The organism is Methylomonas albis (assembly GCF_014850955.1).
GTDB classification, from domain to species: Bacteria; Pseudomonadota; Gammaproteobacteria; order Methylococcales; family Methylomonadaceae; genus Methylomonas; species Methylomonas albis.
In genome coordinates, this window is the sequence record NZ_JACXSS010000001.1 from 3,655,161 (window position 1) to 3,672,805 (window position 17,645).

At 47.0% G+C, this 17,645-nt stretch carries 20 protein-coding genes and 1 tRNA gene; 6 read left to right on the plus strand and 15 right to left on the minus strand.

Annotation, left to right across the window (positions count from 1 at the left end):
* Positions 1–82 precede the first annotated feature (82 nt).
* From EBA_RS16795 to EBA_RS16815, 5 genes are all read left to right on the plus strand, one after another.
* Positions 83–355, plus strand: coding sequence for a DNA-binding protein (locus EBA_RS16795; RefSeq protein ID WP_192375775.1), 273 nt, complete (start codon positions 83–85; stop codon positions 353–355).
* Positions 356–485: 130 nt separating this feature from the next.
* On the plus strand, positions 486–2,021 hold the full coding sequence (locus EBA_RS16800) for a serine/threonine-protein kinase (RefSeq protein WP_192375776.1): 1,536 nt from the start codon (positions 486–488) through the stop codon (positions 2,019–2,021).
* Positions 2,022–2,293: 272 nt separating this feature from the next.
* Positions 2,294–2,977 carry a restriction endonuclease gene (locus EBA_RS16805; RefSeq protein WP_225616348.1) on the plus strand — a complete coding sequence of 228 codons (684 nt, stop codon included), beginning with the start codon at positions 2,294–2,296 and terminating at the stop codon, positions 2,975–2,977.
* Positions 2,974–3,516: a hypothetical protein gene (locus tag EBA_RS16810; protein ID WP_192375778.1), complete on the plus strand. Its 543-nt coding sequence runs from the start codon at positions 2,974–2,976 to the stop codon at positions 3,514–3,516. The genes EBA_RS16805 and EBA_RS16810 overlap by 4 nt, the downstream gene beginning before the upstream one ends.
* Positions 3,517–3,573: 57 nt before the next feature.
* Positions 3,574–4,554 (plus strand): phage integrase, encoded by a 981-nt coding sequence (locus EBA_RS16815; RefSeq protein ID WP_192375779.1) that lies wholly within the window; start codon positions 3,574–3,576, stop codon positions 4,552–4,554.
* 647 nt (positions 4,555–5,201) lie between these two features.
* On the opposite strand, the gene EBA_RS16820 is transcribed toward EBA_RS16815, so the two are convergent.
* From EBA_RS16820 to EBA_RS16865, 10 genes are all read right to left on the minus strand, one after another.
* Positions 5,202–5,277 (minus strand) — tRNA-Thr (locus EBA_RS16820).
* Between the two features lie 73 nt (positions 5,278–5,350).
* Positions 5,351–6,193 carry a sulfite exporter TauE/SafE family protein gene (locus tag EBA_RS16825; protein WP_225616349.1) on the minus strand — a complete coding sequence of 281 codons (843 nt, stop codon included), beginning with the start codon at positions 6,191–6,193 and terminating at the stop codon, positions 5,351–5,353.
* Positions 6,194–8,644, minus strand: a complete 2,451-nt coding sequence (locus tag EBA_RS16830) for a heavy metal translocating P-type ATPase (protein WP_192375780.1) — start codon at positions 8,642–8,644, stop codon at positions 6,194–6,196.
* 68 nt (positions 8,645–8,712) lie between these two features.
* Positions 8,713–9,327: a ubiquitin family protein gene (locus EBA_RS16835; protein WP_192375781.1), complete on the minus strand. Its 615-nt coding sequence runs from the start codon at positions 9,325–9,327 to the stop codon at positions 8,713–8,715.
* Between the two features lie 100 nt (positions 9,328–9,427).
* The gene (locus EBA_RS16840) at positions 9,428–9,679 is read right to left on the minus strand and encodes a hypothetical protein (protein WP_225616350.1); all 252 of its coding nucleotides are present in this window, start codon (positions 9,677–9,679) and stop codon (positions 9,428–9,430) included.
* Positions 9,680–9,742: 63 nt separating this feature from the next.
* Positions 9,743–9,928 (minus strand): heavy metal translocating P-type ATPase metal-binding domain-containing protein, encoded by a 186-nt coding sequence (locus EBA_RS16845; protein WP_192375783.1) that lies wholly within the window; start codon positions 9,926–9,928, stop codon positions 9,743–9,745.
* A gap of 181 nt (positions 9,929–10,109) precedes the next feature.
* Complete coding sequence (locus EBA_RS16850) at positions 10,110–10,319, minus strand: hypothetical protein (protein WP_026601374.1); 210 nt, start codon at positions 10,317–10,319, stop codon at positions 10,110–10,112.
* Between the two features lie 277 nt (positions 10,320–10,596).
* Positions 10,597–11,817, minus strand: coding sequence for an aspartate kinase (locus EBA_RS16855; protein WP_192375784.1), 1,221 nt, complete (start codon positions 11,815–11,817; stop codon positions 10,597–10,599).
* A gap of 113 nt (positions 11,818–11,930) precedes the next feature.
* The gene (locus EBA_RS16860) at positions 11,931–12,296 is read right to left on the minus strand and encodes a CCDC90 family protein (RefSeq protein WP_225616351.1); all 366 of its coding nucleotides are present in this window, start codon (positions 12,294–12,296) and stop codon (positions 11,931–11,933) included.
* A 12-nt stretch (positions 12,297–12,308) separates the two neighbouring features.
* Positions 12,309–12,515: a DUF2281 domain-containing protein gene (locus tag EBA_RS16865; protein WP_192375785.1), complete on the minus strand. Its 207-nt coding sequence runs from the start codon at positions 12,513–12,515 to the stop codon at positions 12,309–12,311.
* A 21-nt stretch (positions 12,516–12,536) separates the two neighbouring features.
* On the opposite strand from EBA_RS16865, the gene EBA_RS16870 reads away from it, so the two are divergent.
* Complete coding sequence (locus tag EBA_RS16870) at positions 12,537–12,869, plus strand: hypothetical protein (protein WP_192375786.1); 333 nt, start codon at positions 12,537–12,539, stop codon at positions 12,867–12,869.
* A gap of 13 nt (positions 12,870–12,882) precedes the next feature.
* Here EBA_RS16870 and EBA_RS16875 read toward each other — a convergent pair whose 3' ends face one another.
* The 5 genes from EBA_RS16875 to alaS all read right to left on the minus strand — a co-directional run bounded on the left by EBA_RS16875 (position 12,883) and on the right by alaS (position 17,610).
* On the minus strand, positions 12,883–13,572 hold the full coding sequence (locus EBA_RS16875) for a hypothetical protein (protein ID WP_223146703.1): 690 nt from the start codon (positions 13,570–13,572) through the stop codon (positions 12,883–12,885).
* Positions 13,573–13,628: 56 nt separating this feature from the next.
* Positions 13,629–14,162 (minus strand): hypothetical protein, encoded by a 534-nt coding sequence (locus tag EBA_RS16880; protein WP_223146704.1) that lies wholly within the window; start codon positions 14,160–14,162, stop codon positions 13,629–13,631.
* Between the two features lie 419 nt (positions 14,163–14,581).
* Positions 14,582–14,761 carry a type II toxin-antitoxin system HicA family toxin gene (locus EBA_RS16885; protein WP_192375787.1) on the minus strand — a complete coding sequence of 60 codons (180 nt, stop codon included), beginning with the start codon at positions 14,759–14,761 and terminating at the stop codon, positions 14,582–14,584.
* Entirely contained in the window at positions 14,761–14,952 is a 192-nt protein-coding gene (locus EBA_RS16890; protein ID WP_192375788.1) for a type II toxin-antitoxin system HicB family antitoxin, read from the minus strand. The genes EBA_RS16885 and EBA_RS16890 overlap by 1 nt, the downstream gene beginning before the upstream one ends.
* Positions 14,953–15,000: 48 nt before the next feature.
* Positions 15,001–17,610: an alanine--tRNA ligase gene (gene alaS, locus EBA_RS16895; protein ID WP_192375789.1), complete on the minus strand. Its 2,610-nt coding sequence runs from the start codon at positions 17,608–17,610 to the stop codon at positions 15,001–15,003.
* Positions 17,611–17,645: the final 35 nt, after the last annotated feature.

Consider the following 17,645-nt stretch of genomic DNA (forward strand, 5'->3'; position numbering starts at 1 on the left):
GGTTACAGGTAAAAACTGATTGTAAATATAGCAATCAAATTTAACACCTGTCAACTATTGATTGCTATATTTACACGCTGATATGAAAACTTTACGCGAAAGACTTTTAGAAGTAATTGACTTTAAAGGAGAAACCCCAAAAACGTTGGAAGAGAAGACTGGCGTTGACCGGGCAAAATGGTCAAACATCAAGCGCAAAGACCCGATCAGAGCGACCGAAGAACACTTAGAAGCGGTGTTTAAGCTATGGCCCGAATATGCATTATGGATAGCCACCGAAACTACCAATCCAGAGGCCGGCCAAATCAGCCCAGAACTGGAGGAATCCCGGCAAAAACTAGGCAGGGCTGGGTGACGGCGGATAAGGCTTTGTCTAAATGGAAGAGATTTTATTCAGCCGAAGATAAACAACGAAACTAAAAACCAAGCCACTCAGCCTGAAAAAAGGCTCTGTTTTAATTAACAAATAACTATCGATAAACAACATGATAATACCTAATCTTCCCGGTATAGATTCAGTTTCACAATATTCAAATCTAAAATTCCTAGCAAAGGGAGGAATGGGCGAAGTCTATTTAGGAGATGATTTAATAAGCAATGAATCTGTAGCCATTAAATTAATAGCCATATCAGACAAAGAAGAAGAAGAGCTACTAACAAGAGAAGTTAAAATATCCCATCAACTCACAGGGAAAAATATAGTTAAAACAATTTATTCCGGAAAAATCAAAATTAATGAAGTTGATTACATATATATAGCCCAAGAATACTTCGAAAATGGAAACCTAAGAAAAAAAATGCAAAACGGGATAGACTTCGACGAATGTCTCTCAATAATGAAGTCTATTCTAAATGGAATGAATGAAGCCCACACTATAATAATACATAGAGACTTAAAACCAGAAAATATACTTATATCAAAAACCAATAATATAGCGATTGCAGACTTTGGTCTAGCCAAGCTTATAAATGAAAAAACAAGAACGCGGTCATTCAAAGGCTCAGGGACTATACCTTACATGGCACCAGAGTGTTGGCTCAATGACAACAATTCAGTTGCCATGGATATTTATTCATTAGGTATATTATTTTACGAATTGCTAACTGGGGAGCTTCCTATTGATGCAAAAACAGAAAACGAATGGCGAGACTTCCATATTTATCAACAGCTACCTGACCCATCTAAAATACAGCCAAAAATACCAACAAAAATTAAACAGATAATATCAAAAATGACTCAAAAAAGAGTCGGAGACAGATACAAAAACGTACAAGAAATAATTATTGCTTTAAATGACGCAATTGAACAAGGCAGTAATGAACGCAAAGAATTTGAGAGACTGGCATCAATTGGCCACACTACCATCCAACAAATACAAGAAGAAGAATTAAAAAGACAACAAGAGCTGGAAAGAATTAACACCTATAAAAAAACACTAAACTTCCATATAACGGAGATATTTGACGAGATTAAAAAAATCTCTCAGAATGTTAACGAACACCTGGAGACTCAAAAAATAAGTATTCATGAAACCCCTTATGACTCAGATTTGAGAAGAAGAACTCTATCAATTAACTTTAACAGCAAACGTGTTTCATTCAACTTTCCAGAGTGGGATAAGATTTCAAAATACGAACAAGAAAAGATTATAAGAAACAGAGAAAATCAAATGAAGCTGTACGGCATGATATTAAGCGGCCCCGAAGAAAGCATTTATAAAAAAAATTCAATTATTTATTTCGGCAAATTAGAATCAAATTATCGAAACCCTATTTTAAATGAATGCTTTGGATTCAACTTAATATTAGTAAAAGATGAAAACAGCCTCTATGGAAAATGGTTTTTAGCGTCATTTTCGGATTGCGGATTTTCCCAAAATAACAGAAAAAGCTTTGCCCTAGATTTTGATGAATTTTTAAAAAATTTCGAACTATCATTCATAGGACATACAATGTCCGTAATATATCGAGAACTTCAAAGTAGCGATTTAGCTCTCGCCATTGAAGAAATTTTAAAATAAAAATAAGCCCCTTACAAAAGCTTACACTAAGTATTTCTCGTAAACCCAATATTGTGCTTTACTTCTAATTCTTAGGAAAAGACTAATGTCAAATCCGATATTTACACTTATTCTTTACTAAAGACTATCTTCAAAGCATACAACATGCTGGTGCTGGTCAAAGATATTCCAAAATCCGATGAAGTGTATCACTTAGGCCTAGCCTACTGATTGTTTACGCTTCGTATCCAGAAGTCATAAACACACATTAGAATGGTAGCTAGGGAACAATGATGAGTTTGGTTAATTCAATTCTTAAAAACATCGGTGCCAGCCGTGCAGCGCGGCATCAAGAGAAGGAACATGGCCGTTACGGCGATAATTTAGCGGCTGTTGGCGGTGAAAAGAAACCGACTGTTGCGCCGGCCCGTTGGGACAAGCCTTTTTTGCGGTCGTTGGAATGGAAGCGATATGAGGATGTTTGCATGGAGTATCTTAGAATCAAGAACTGCCATGCCAATGTGACGTGTATCGGTGCCGACGGCGGTATCGATATTAAAATCGCGGACCCTACCGGCAAGGTGTTTGCCATCGGCCAATGTAAATCCTGGAACCGCCCCATCGGCGTAAGCTTAATTCGAGAGCTTTACGGCATCATGGCGGCAGATAATGTGCGCCACGGTATTTTTCTGACCACGTCGGAATACAGTAAGGATGCCTTGGAGTTTGCCAAGGGTAAAAACCTGTTATTGATCGACTGCGACGAATTCGTTAGCTTGGTGAACAACCTGGACGAAATCAGCCACAAGCGCTTGGACGACATGGCCCGCGCCGGCGATTACCAGGTGCCGACTTGCGTCAAATGCGGCACTAAAATGGTGAAGCGCACCGCCAAATCAGGCAAGAACGCCGGCGGGGAGTTTTGGGGATGCGCGAATTATCCTAAGTGCAAGATTACGATGCATGTAAAGCAATGACCATAATAATTAAAGTACCTCCAAAGATGCAAAAAACAGATAGCGAAATTCATCCTAATGCCTTCCTAAATGGCGCCATTGAGTATTGCGAAGCAGGCTCCATACTATTAAAAGCCAAATTAGAAGACAGCGAAAATAAGGCAAAATTAAACCCCATTTACATGCTTTGTTCTCATGCTACCGAGCTAGCACTTAAAGCATTTTTGCGACACAAAAATTACCCCACTAAAACCCTAAAACAAAACAAATATAGACATAATTTAGTTAATCTATATAACGAATGCCGGGCAAGTGGTTTAACATCCCAAGCGCTAAAAGAAACTGACTTTATAAATTTAGTGCAATGTCTACATTCTGGAAACGATGAAATGGCTTATAGATATTTCAATCCAAACCCTTTAGTAATGCCTGAAATTAAATGGACAAATGAAGCTGTAATCTCCTTGATTGATTGCGTAAAACACTATCTCCCGGATCACCTAGAACCCCAAGAAGCCATTAAATTCGATCTCATAATAGGAAAACCAACAAGCTCTTAGAAATAAGAACAGCATTAACATCATTTATATTTTTGCCGCAGAATTCACTCAAAACGAATGACGATAAAAAAACAGGAGTCCGGCGAATGGTTTGCCGATATTCGACCGAACGGAGTTAACGGAAAGCGGTATCGAAAGAGCTTTCCGACTAAGGCGGAGGCGTTACGCTGGGAAGCCTGGATTAAAGCGCATAAGACGCAACAGCCGGATTGGGAACCTACGCCAAAAGATACCAGGAGGCTTTCGGAGTTGGTCGATAAATGGCACGAGGCGCACGGAAGGCATTTGAAGGACGGGGAAAACAGGCTGTTGATGGTTAGGAATATGTGTAATCGGTTGAAGAACCCCAGAGCAACGGAGATCGACGCCGATACTTTTTTAGCGTATCGCAACGAACGTTTGGCGGCGGGTGTGTCGCCCAATACGATCAATCACGAACAGACTTATCTGAATGCGATTTTTAACGAGCTGGCTCGGCTGGGCGATTGGTCGGAGACTAATCCCATCGGCAAAGTTAAAAAACTGAAGCTGGACGAAATCGAGCTGAAGTATTTGAGCCTGGAGGAAATCGGCGAGTTGCTGAGGATTTTACAGGCATCGAAAAGCGATGCTTTCCATATCGCGCGGATTTGCCTAGCCACCGGCGCGCGTTGGGGCGAAGCGGAGACGATCAGCGGAGAGCAAATCAAGCCGAGCCTGATTCGCTTCGAGAAGACGAAGAACAGTAAGGGCCGCGCTGTGCCTATCGATGCGGATTTTTTCGAGAGTTTACCCAAAGGCAAAGGCCGGCTATTTCGGGACGGTTATAAGACTTTCCAGCGCCTTGCCGAGCAATGCAGTTTCGAACTACCCAAGGGCCAGCTTACCCACGTCCTGCGGCACACCTTCGCCAGTCATTTTATGATGAACGGCGGCAACATTCTGACCCTGCAAAAAATCCTAGGCCACGGCTCGTTAAACATGACGATGCGATATGCGCACCTGGCACCGGAGCATTTAGAGGAAGCGAAGCGGTTGAATCCGCTTTGCAAACTATGAGCAAATAAAAAAGGCGGTCTTGCGACCGCCTTAACCACTACTTCCGGTGACTATCGGGAGTTCGGTTTACCTGCTCCCACGCGTGACCGGGTTTAGAAGTGGGCGGCAGAGTTTTATTATCAGGAACCGCCGCGAAGTTGTCTTTTCGACCTCCTCGCGGACCGACTTCCTGAAAGATTCCGCCGTTCTTACCGGTGTTTCCACCGGGTTTATTTGTACTAGACATTTCAAATTCCTTAAGATAAGGAACCAGCGCCAGAAACCTATGGAATAGCACTTGAAATGCTTCAAGCATTCATTTACTATTCGCCGCCTTTCACAAAAGCTAGGTGGCAGTGCGCTGATATTAGTTTACCGCTGCCAAACCGCTAGAGGCTGCAACCTCTAGCGGCTTCTCTTCGATCAATTAGCACTCTCAAAGCAAGAGTGCTAATTCAATATATAGTATGTAAAAAGATTTTGCAACCAACATACAGTGTTTTGTATTTGATATAATAGCGATTCGCTACTATTTAAAGCAAATTAAAACCGCTCCTGTCCATCCAAAGCCAAATATCACTTAAATTATCCATTTCAACAAAATGGACACTTTATGGACAAGCAATAAAAAAGGCCTAGGTGAAAAACACCTAAGCCTTTGATATATATGGAGCTGGCGATGGGACTCGAACCCGCGACCGGCTGATTACAAATCAGCTGCTCTACCAACTGAGCTACACCAGCAAATTATTCGAGCATTATACCGGTTATTTCGAACATTTCCAGCACTAAGTTCAGTTAGCTCGTCGAATTGCAGTCACCCCCCTTGAATACTGCTCAGCATACTGCCGATATAATTGAGCGTTTCATGCAGAAAAACAATTAGTTCATCAAGTTTATCCTGCACAAACACCAAAAAGTGACTGTGGTTGAAGTTTTGATCTTGGTAAAAACTCAAACCGTTGTTAATGGTATTGGCCCCCATCAATAACATGATGAACGCCGCGGCCTTCAGCATCAAACCGCGTAGTTTCACGCTCATTTTACCGAATGCGACGCTGATAAACAGCATCATTGGCAAGGTGCCCGCACCAAACGCCAGCATCAATGCTCCGCCCTCAAGCAGGGTTGTCGCCGTGGTGGCTTTTACCGCCATTGCAAAGGTCAGCATGCAAGGCATCAAGCCGTTTAATACACCGGCTATTATCGAACCCAGCAAGGGGCCTTTTTGATTGGCCGCAGCGTAACCTTTGCGTAGTAATTGCATTGGAATCAATCGTACCGAGCCTTGCCAGGGTATCCAGCCCAATACGCCTAGCGCCAACACGATCACAACCGCCCCCATGATCATTTGCAAGATACTTTGGATCTTGCCGAACAAGCCGCTAGACACCAAAACCACACCTAAAGATGCTGCCAGCACGCCGATCAGCGTATACACCGAAATACGGGCGGCTTGATAAGCAATATACGGCAGGTAACTACGGCTTTTCCCGGCCCGCATGAAATAGCCGGAAACCAGCGCGCCACACATCCCCAGGCAGTGCCCGCTGCCCAAAAATCCGGCAACGAAAGCCAGTGAATAATCAAATCCCGTAGCGGCAGCCATTTCGGTCATGCCGTGCATGGCATGATCCATTCCTTCCATATTGTGTTCCATTTATTTGTTCAATCTAAGTGAATTGACGATAACGGACACCGAGCTTAAGGCCATAGCCACAGAAGCGATCATCGGATTGAGTTTACCCAACGCCGCCACCGGAATCGCTATGGTGTTGTAACCGAACGCCCAAAACAGATTTTGCTTGATGACGCGAATGGTAAACGCGCTAAGTTCGATAGTAGCAGTGACCTTACCAATATCGCCCTGTACCAGGGTTAAATCGGCGGATTCGATAGCGATATCGGTACCGCTGCCGACTGCAAAGCCAACATTGGCCGCCGCCAGAGCCGGAGCATCGTTAATACCGTCGCCTATCATGCCGACGTTGTGTCCCTCGTCCTGCAACTGGCGAATAATTTGCAATTTTTGCTCGGGTTTGGCGTTAGCAACCACATCGGTTATGCCTACGTTCTCAGCAATATAGTGAGCGGTTCTTTCGGTATCGCCAGTGACCATCATGGTTTTGATACCCAATTCGTGCAGCCGCGCAATAGCGGCGGCGGCTTCCTGGCGTGGATTATCGGCAATCGCGAATATAGCCGCTTCCTTGCCGTTGACCGCCATGTAAACCGGGGTTTGCCCTTGATCAGCAAAATTGTCGGCCTGCTCCACTAAGCGACTTACATCAACTTGCTGATTCTCCAGCCAAGCCCGATTGCCCAGCAACAATTTATAACCCTCCACCTCGGCGCGAATACCGTGGCCGGTTTCGCTATAAAAATAAGCGCATTCCTGCAACTCGACACCCGCGTCTCTGGCATAAGCCACCACCGCTTTGCCCAGAAAATGCTCGGAATTGTTCTCGGCGGATGCCGCCAACATCAGCAATTTGTTTTCGGCCAGGCGCGATAATTTGTAGACTTTGCTCACCCTGGGCTTGCCCTCGGTGATAGTGCCGGTCTTGTCGAAGACAATAGCGTTCAATTTGCTGGCAATTTCCAAGCTTTCGCCATTGCGGATGTACACGCCCTGCTTGGCTGCCTGGCCGGTGCCGACCATAATCGCCGCCGGCGTAGCCAAACCCAAGGCGCAAGGACAAGCAATCAATAACACCGTGATCGCATTGCCAAAGGCAAACGCAAACGGCGCGCCAGCCAGTAGCCAACCCGCGAGGGTCGCGCCGGATATTGCCATCACCGCCGGCACAAATACCGCCGAAATTTTATCGACCTGCTTCTGAATCGGCAGCTTGGCAGCTTGGGCTTGATCGACCATATGCACAATGCCCGCCAACACAGTATCCATGCCTATCGCCGTGGCCTTGATATGCAACACGCCGTTGCCGTTGACACAACCACCGATCACTTGCTGGCCTATGTTCTTTACGACCGGCATACTCTCACCAGTGATCATTGCTTCGTCGACCGTGGAAAGGCCGGCAATCACCAAACCGTCGGTCGGAATTTTTTCGCCCGGCCTCACCAGCATTACATCGTCGATTTTAATATCATCTATATCGACGATGCGTTCGCTACCGTCATCCAGCAACAAAGTGGCAATTTGCGGTTGCAGATCGACCAATTTACGTATCGCTTCGCCGGCTTTGCCTCTGGCTCGCTCTTCCAAATAGCGGCCCAACAGCACAAAGGTAATGATGGCTGCCGCCGCTTCGAAATACACGTGGCCGCGCTGCCTAAACAGAGACGGGATGCTGTAGCCATAAGCCGAACCCACACCCAGCGCGATTAGACTATCCATATTGGCCGCGCGCTGCTTGGCCAACCGATACGCCTTGCTAAAAAACTGCCTGCCGGTGCCGAATACCACCTGCGTAGTCAGTGCAAACTGTAACCAATGCATCCAGGTGCGGCCACCCATCGTCATGGCTATCGTCACCACGGGTGCGGTTAACAGCCCTGCCCATATGAATCGACGCCGGGCTACGTCAATTCGTTGCAACTCCTTTTCGATGAGCCGCTTCCGCTGCGAGAGCGTATCGATGGGCATGGCGCCATACCCCAATTTTTCGATCTTATCGATCACCTCAGCCTTGCTGAGCTGTCCCTGCACTGTGACGGTTTCGGTGGCGAAATTAACACCGGCCTTTTTCACGCGTTCGTCGCGGTTTAAAACCATCTCAATCAATAATGCGCACGAGGCACAACTCATACCTTGTACCGCCAAATCAACTTCTTGCAGCGGCCCGTCGAAGGTTTTTTTCTTGTCTTTTTTTAACTCGGTTTGCTTCAGTGCGATATTGCCCAACACCGCATCCAACATAATCAATAAATTTTTCACCGGCAATTGGCCGGAATCGAATTCGATGGCTACCGAGCCGATCTCAAACACCGAACGCACCAGTTTAATTTCCGGGCGCTTTTTCAGCAGAATTTCCAGGATATAACCGCGCTCCGGATCACGGAGCAACACCGGGGTAATGATACGGATCCGATTTTTTAGCTGGTGTCGAACGGAAAAATGCGCGTAGTTTCGAGTATCGATTTCCATGGGCGACTGAGAATGTAATTGACGAGGGGGCCGATCCCTTGAAAACGCGGGATCGGCGTTGGCAGTATCTATTTAGGCCGGCGCGAACGCACTAAAAGGAAAAACATATAAAGCACCGCCATCCACTCGTAGCGATGAACAATCGGCTTGACTAGCCACTCCTGGGTGATGCGGGTCCAGTGGGTTTTGATCAGATACAAGACCAGCACATCGTTTAAAAAATCGATCGTGGCTTTCTCGGGATCTTTAAATAGGGCTTTCGGACCTTTGGTGCTGACCTTGCCGATAATTTTGGCCGCCTGCACCGTTTCCTTACCGGCTTGATATTTCTTACTGACCCAACCACCTAAGCGGGTACGCTGCAAACGCTTTTTGATCCCAAGAACCGATTTTTTAGCCTGCTCAACTAGCGGTTTGCTTTCAAAATGGCCTTGCTGCTCTAACTCGGCAAGCATTTGAAACAATTGCTTAGCCAAGCTAGTAAATCCGCAGATCGTTTCGTCGTAGCGTATGGACAATTTACCCTGCCCCCGATATAGACTCACGGACTGGACGCCGTTTACCGCGCTAAGCTTCTGACTTATCAAGGCCGCCACGGCCGATTGACACACTTGAGCGGGCACTTGAAAACGCACATGGCCGTCATGTCGATAACGTAGTACAAATTCTTTTTGGATAGCCATAGTCAACAGGGAAAAGTAAAACGGGCGGCTCTGTTTTAGCAGAAACCACCCGTTTCAAGTTACAGCCAAATGGCCAAAATCAGCGATAGAATAGAACGGGCTAGTTGTCTTCTTTCGCTTCGGCAACGATGTCTTCAAGATTTTCTTTTTGATGCAACACAAAATCCTTGCCCGCATCAATCGTTTTTGTGGCGTTGGAAATAATTTCCTTTCTGTACTTGTAGACAAAATAGCCCGCCACCATGCCTGCACCGAACACCAAAAGAGGGTGTTTCGCTAATTTAGTCATCAATTTTCCTCCAGTGTTTACAGTTGCAGTGGCTAGTGTACCAGCCACCACCTGCTTAGTCATGGATGAATCGCTCGAAGTCTTTTTTGGGTTGTGAACATGTGCCATCTGCATCCTCGTTGCTGGTTAAGACTGGGTGTGTGTTGAATCGTCGGCGTCTTCAGGCAAAACCTGTGCTTCGTGCAGCATGTGATAAATCCCCTTGCATCCTTCGCAGCAAAAACGCTTTTCGCCTTGCAGGGTTTTTAATTTAAACCCTTCCACTTCTACGGCTAATCCGCAAAGATCACAGCTTTTCTTGTTCTCATCCATTGTCACACGAACCCACTTTTATTTACCCGTACACATGGGAGGATTATAGCGCCTAAATAACCCAGGCAAACACAGCAAGTTCGAAAACTACAGCAAGCTCAACCAAGGCTACTGCAAGCACTGAGTGATCGATAACTTTAGAATTATCGTGGCAGTAGTTCTCTGAACACCGCAACGCTGGTCATCGCTTACCGTGTGCAGCCCGGCTGGATGCCTTCATCAATGCGATTCTCAATGCGCCAGTCAAACTAGCACTTAAACCAAGACGCATCGCCAAGGCAGGCACTAAAATCATTGAGGCCACAGCCAAACCCGCGCCCAGCACCAAGCCGGCAGTATTGATTTGCTGAGCCACTACTTCTTGATTTACAACAATTAATTCTTGAGCCATTAACATACCTCACGCAGAAAAACTTAAAATCCACCGGAGGTAAAATGCACAAAGAATGCCAAAATATAATCGTTTGATTATATTGAATAAACCTAAATGCTTTTTAAAAAAACATCAAAAATAAGGGAAATGCCTCTTTATTTTTAAGTTATCTAACACAGTTTTGTAAAAAGCCATCAAAAAAAATCCCCGCCCTTGTATCAGCCTTCGATACAAAAAAAACCGGGGATTTATTGACTGTCTAGCCGCTGTTGCGACTAACAACAGAGCGCTGAAATTATTCCTGATCCAGGCCAAACGCTTTGTGTAGCGCGCGCACCGCCAATTCCAGATATTTCTCGTCGACCACGACGGAAATCTTGATCTCGGACGTAGAAATCATCTGGATATTGATCCCTTCATCGGCCAAGACTTTAAACATGGTACTGGCAATGCCGGCATGCGAGCGCATACCGACACCGACGATGGACACCTTGACGATACTGCTATCGCCGATGAGAGTCGTATTGCCCCCCAGATCGACGCGCAAGCCTTCCAACACTTTCTGTGCGCGGGCAAAATCGTTGCGGTTGACGGTAAAAGTGAAATCAGTGGTGCCATTGGCGGAAATATTCTGTACGATCATATCCACTTCGATATTTTCCGCAGCGATCGGCCCCAGGATTTTCGACGCCACACCCGGCAGATCAGGCACGCCGGTCAAGGTCAGCTTGGCCTCGTCCCGGTTAAACGCGATGCCTGAAATTAACGCTCTTTCCATTTCTGATTCCTCGTAGGTAATTAGGGTGCCGTTGCCTTCCATGAACGAAGACAATACGCGCAATTTGACATTATATTTGCCGGCGAACTCAACCGAGCGGATTTGCAAGACTTTAGAACCGAGGCTGGCCATTTCCAGCATTTCTTCAAAGGTAATGCTATCCAGACGGCGGGCTTTTGGCACCACGCGCGGGTCGGTGGTATACACGCCATCAACATCGGTATAGATATGACATTCGTCGGCCTTCAAGGCCGCCGCTAATGCCACGCCGGTGGTATCCGAACCACCCCGACCCAGCGTAGTGATATTGCCATGCTCGTCCACGCCCTGAAAACCGGCGACGACGACGACCCGCCCGGCATCCAGATCGGCACGCATATTGGCTTCGTCAATCTCGCGTATCCGCGCCTTGGTGTGAGCGCTATCGGTCAGGATGCGCACTTGAGCGCCAGTATAAGAGCGCGCCTCACAACCCACCTGATGCAAGGCCATCGACAGCAAAGCAATGGTGACCTGCTCGCCGGTGGACAGCAACACATCCAGTTCCCGGTCGGTCGGCTGCGGCTGTATTTCTTTCGCCAAGCTCACGAGGCGATTGGTCTCGCCGCTCATCGCGGACACCACCACCACAATCTGATCGCCCGCATCGTGGGCTTTTTTAACTTTATCGGCGACAGCCTTGATACGTTCGACCGTACCAACAGAAGTTCCGCCAAATTTATAGACGTACAATGCCATGTTTTTATTGACCTTTTGGCTTTTTAATGCCCCCCCAGGGAGAGCGCAAGGACGAGGAGATGGATTATTTTACTGCGGCTCTCTCACCGGCAGACGAGGTAGACTTATTCGCTTTACCCCGGCAACAACCGTAACAGCAACGCTGTTATCAATGTAATTTGCAACATACCGACACCGACAACCCAGCGGACCATCTCGGCTTTACTTTCTGACATTTTGGCTTGGAGCAGCAATTCAGATTGCTTGACTTCACGACGCAAATTGGTTTCGAGTTCAAGCAAATCATGCTTGGTAGCCAATTGATCTTCGATCAATCGTGCCTGTTCTGCAGCGAAAACCTCCGCTTGCTCTTCGGTAAAACCGACAGCTTTCAGTTTCTTTACAAAGACATGAGTATCGAATGTGATCGTGGTCATTCCGCTTGTTTCCTTTATTTTGCAATTACAGGGAAATGTATTGATGTTGACATGATTTTGCAAAAAATTAGTTATTTAATGACCAAAACGATCTTCACGCTGGAATTTTTCAGCTTTATAACGGCCGCGATATTTAGCCAACGTAGCCAGCGCCTTCTCCCGACGCAAGCGATCTTCGTCGACTTGTTTGGCTTTCAAACTTTCCGCAAAACTCAATACCTCACAGGCAGTTTGTTCGGGCAAGGTTTTGACGGTTTCGTAAATTTGTTCGGCAATGTTCATCGTTTTCAACCATCTGTGTTGATGATCGACATAAGTGTGTCGCTATCGCGACGGATTATTTTAACGTCGGTTCTCGGACCGACAACCGAGATACTTTTCTTTGCTTGTCCAAAGAAAAGTATCCAAAAGAAAAGACACCCGGATGCCGCTTATTTCCTGCGCTCCTCGCTTTTGCCGGGGGTTGCCGAAAGGGGCTTCCTGCCCCTTCGTCAACGCGATGCATCCCTGCATCGCCCCTGCGGGCTAATCCCGCCAAAAGCTCCGGTGCTCGGCGCGGCATACGGGAAAAAACACCTAAATTTGAAAGTTAAAACAGGTAAATTCAAAACAAAATGTAAAGTACTAGATATCTAACCTGCCTCTCTTTTTAAGGAATTGCGGGAAGACCGACCAACTCTAATAAATCATTTCTGTTTTGCTTTGAAAGCCAAATCTGAAAGCTTTTATCAACAATATTCAGCCTTAGATTTGTTTGATCGTAATCCAATATTATAGGCTTAATATCTTTTTTAATCTGTAACGACGCTGTCGATTGAAGCGACTGAGTGACATTTCCAGAATTAAGGTCTTGCTTTCTAGGATGTACGCTTTGTAAAGTGCTTCGAATTTCAGCCTGTCGAAATCCTTTTTCTATCTCGTTTATATCAGCGGTTAATATTGGATACAGAAGCCATTTATGCATTTCAAGTGTTGTATCTTGAAAACCTTCAGAGAACTGGGTTAAAAATGAATTAAATCTCCCGCCTTGTTGATTTACAACTTTACTGACAATATCAGCGTAATTTACGCTGCCGCCAATCTCTCTATATGTATTTTGGGTAAAAGATATTGCTTCAGCGATACAACATTGATGGCAAGCCTCTTGAACGATATAAATACTGTTATAACAAGAGTCTAATAATCCAGTTTTAAAGTTATCTACGAAGGAAATATTTAGCAAAGCTTCTCCATCTGAAATAACTTTTTGGAGCTCATGCCGCTCCCACTTATCGGCGTTTATAGGCAGCAATCTTCCGGTCAGATCGCCGTTATAGACACTAAGCCTATTCTCTTCCAACCAAACCCCAATGATAATAAAGCTAAACTCAGAGTTTTCATGAAAGGCTTTTAGGGCTACTTAAAATCCTTCTGAGTTTCTATTGGGAGATAATGAAAATCCTCCAGCACAATAAATTTTTTAAATTTAATTTTCGTTAGCGCAGATATAATATCATTGACATCTAATGGATCTAATTCAAGTGGCGCTTTTGTCAGAATATTCTCATGAACGTTTTCTGACTCACCACCACCTTCGATTTCAGCACCAAATATTCCTGCCTTAAGCTTTGCAAATATTTTTTGTTTCCCCGATATCGCCGTCGTTTGCGATAAGGTAAGCTCGAATCCAGCTTGTTTTAAAATAGCCTCATGTAAATTATCTAATGTCCATTTATTTGAACAATGTACAACTATATAATCTTTAGGATCTAAACAATGTTTTCTAAGCGACGTTTTCCCTTGCTTTGAACTACCATAAATCACCAAATGTTGCTGCCTTGCAAGATTATTCACTAGAACATTATCAGCGCTATCTCTTTCAACGTAATTAAGCGGAAGATCACGGTTGATTCCAAACACATCATCTACTGAATGTACTTTTTCAACCATAAAAAATCTCCTCGAGGAATATTTGATTTATAGAAAATAACTATATATTTTCTTGCACCTAATCAGGTACAACCCTAGCCATAACTCAACAATTTCCGCCTGGAAATGTTGGGTTACGCCATCGCTAACCCAACCTACATCCGGGCAGGTTTTATCCCTTATGCCGCGCCGAGCACCGGAGCTTTTGGCGGGATTAGCCCGCAGGGGCGATGCAGGGATGCATCGCGTTGACGAAGGGGCAGGAAGCCCCTTTCGGCAACCCCCGCCAAAAGCGAGGAGCGCAGGAAACAAGCGGCGTCCGGGTGTCTTTTCTTTTGGATACTTTTCTTTGGACAAGCAAAGAAAAGTATCTCGGTTGTCGGTCCGAGAACCGACATTAAAATAATCCGTCGCGGTAGCGACACAACCAAACCAATAGCCTATTTACCACTCAATTTCTTGATAATCGTTTTGGCTAGATAATCGTTAATTTCGTTATGCCTCGGCACCGCCTGAGATTGCCGCGTTTCTTCGTTGGTATACCAATCGTGGTTGCCACCGTGCCTAGATAAACGACAACCCATTCCTTCAAGAATTTTTAGCAAATCCCGTCTTTTCATCAGGCGACCTGCAAAGTCTCCACTTTACGAATGAAAGGAATTTCCTGCGTTTCAAAATCCTTAAACAAATCCAACAAATTTTCCTGTAATTCCAGCTTGGTTTCACCTTGTGTCAGATAATCAGGATATTCATTCAGAAAACCCAAGTAGAAATCGCCGTCTTTCCAGCAAGTATATTCAACCGTTTTCATCGCCATCTCCCAACAAAAAACTTAAACCACCCGCCGTAACAATTAACCCTAACCCAATCTTTCCCTCACCCACTCCGGCACCGCCGCCAAAGCCGCCGGCAATCCGGCAGGATCGTTACCGCCTGCCTGCGCCATGTCCGGGCGACCGCCGCCTTTACCACCGACTTGGGTAGCAACAAAATTCACCAATTCGCCGGCTTTGACCTTGTCCATCGCATCCTTGGACACACTGGCAATCAGGCTCACCTTGTCGCCACTGACCGCCGCCAATACCAAGGCCGCGCTACCCAACTTGTTTTTCAATTGATCGGCCAAGTCGCGCAAGGCTTTCGGATCGACATCGTCGAGTTTCACGGCCAGCACTTTCACGCCGTTGACATCGACAGCCTGGTTAGTCATTTCATCGCCGGCCGAGCTAGCCAGTTTGGCCTTGAGTTTTTCCAGTTCTTTTTCCAGGCCGCGGGTTTTTTCCATCAGTTGATGGACTTTGTCGGCAGCCTTATCCGGCGCGGCTTTCAGTAAACCGGCGATGCTCAGTAAGGCTTTTTCACGTTGATCCATCCAATCCAACGCCCCTTGGCCGGTGACCGCTTCCAGACGGCGCACGCCTGCCGCGACACCGGTTTCGCCGGCAATTTTGAACAAGCCAATGTCGCCGGCTCTATCAACGTGGGTACCGCCGCAAAGCTCGGTGGAGAAATCACCGATTTTCAATACTCGCACTTCATCGCCGTATTTCTCGCCGAACAAGGCCATCGCGCCGGCTTTCACCGCGTCGTCTTTGGCCATAATTTCGGCGGCTACCGGGTTGTTCAGGCGGATTTGCTCGTTAACCAAGCGTTCGACTGTGGCAATTTCGGTAGGCGTCATCGGTTCGAAATGCGAGAAGTCGAAACGTAAACGCTCAGCATTCACTTGCGACCCTTTCTGCGCGACATGTTCACCTAATACCGTGCGCAATGCCGCGTGCAGCAAATGGGTTGCCGAATGGTTGCGCTCGGTGGCTTTGCGAGTTTCCGCATCGACGCTGACTTCGCAAGCCTGGCCTTCGTTGAGTGAACCCTGCAATACCTTGCCTTTGTGCAGAAACAGTTTGCCGCCCTGTTTTTGGGTGTCGTGAACTTCAAACACTGCACCAGCGCATTCGATACGGCCGCTATCGCCGACCTGACCACCGGATTCAGCGTAAAACGGGGTTTGATCTAGAATAACCACACCTTCGTCGCCGGCTTCCAAAGCCTCGACCGGCTGGCCTTGCTTGAACAAGCCCAGGATTTGTACCGAACCATCCAAGTGGAAATAGCCGGTAAATTCAGTGCTGCTATCGTGTTTGATGTCTTGATCGTAATCAGCGGCAAACGTACCGCCGGCGCGAGCCCGATCACGCTGAGCGGCCATCTCCACTTCGAAACCGGCATGATCGACGCTGAGTTTGTGCTCGCGAGCGAAGTCGGCGGTCAAATCCACCGGGAAGCCGTAAGTGTCGTACAGCAAGAACACCACATCGCCGGGGATGACATGGCCGTCCATTTTGGCGACGCAGGCTTCCAAAATTTTCATGCCTTGCTCCAGGGTTTCCGCGAAGCGCTCTTCTTCTTTTTTCAGTATCCGCTCGACTTGTTCCTGGGCATTCGCCAGTTCTGGATAAGCCCCCCCCATTTCCGCCACTAGCGGTGCGACCAGTTTGTAGAAGAAGGTATCTTGAATACCCAAGCGGTAACCGTGACGAATCGCCCGGCGGATAATTCGGCGCAACACGTAACCACGACCTTCGTTCGACGGCAACACGCCGTCAGCGACCATGAAGGCGCAAGAACGAATGTGATCGGCGATGACCCGCAACGAACTATTGGCTAAATCGCTGGTGCCGGCCAATTGCGCCGCCACTTTTAACAGGTTTTGGAACAGGTCGATTTCGTAGTTACTATGCACGCCCTGCATCACCGCCGAAATCCGCTCCAGGCCCATGCCGGTATCGACCGATGGCGCCGGCAGCGGCGTCAGGTTGCCGTCCTTGTCGCGGTCGTATTGCATGAACACCAAATTCCAGATTTCGATGTAACGGTCGCCGTCTTCGTCCGGGCTGCCGGGAGGGCCGCCGGCGACATGTTCGCCGTGATCGTAGAAAATCTCGGTGCACGGGCCGCATGGACCGACATCGCCCATCGACCAGAAATTGTCTTTGGCGCCGATGCGTGAGAAGCGTTTCGGATCGTGTTTGACGTCTTCCAACCAGATCGCTTCGGCTTCGGAATCTTCGTCAAACACCGTTACCCACAGTCTTTCCTTGGGAATACCCAATTCCTTGGTCAGAAAGTCCCAGGCAAAGTGAATGGCATCACGCTTGAAATAATCGCCGAAGCTGAAATTGCCGAGCATTTCGAAGAAGGTATGGTGGCGCGCGGTGTAACCGACGTTTTCCAGATCGTTATGCTTGCCGCCGGCCCGCACGCAGCGCTGGCTGGTGGCGGCACGGGTGAAATCGAGCTTTTCCCGCCCCAAGAATACGTCTTTGAATTGCACCATCCCAGCGTTGGTAAACAACAAAGTAGGATCGTTACCCGGCACCAGCGAACTGGAGGGGCGCACGGCGTGACCGTGTTGGCGAAAGAATTCCAAAAAGGCGGCCCGCAATTCGGCGCTAGTCATTTTTTTCATGGTGGTTACTTCAATGTTTTTCGTTTTAACAAATT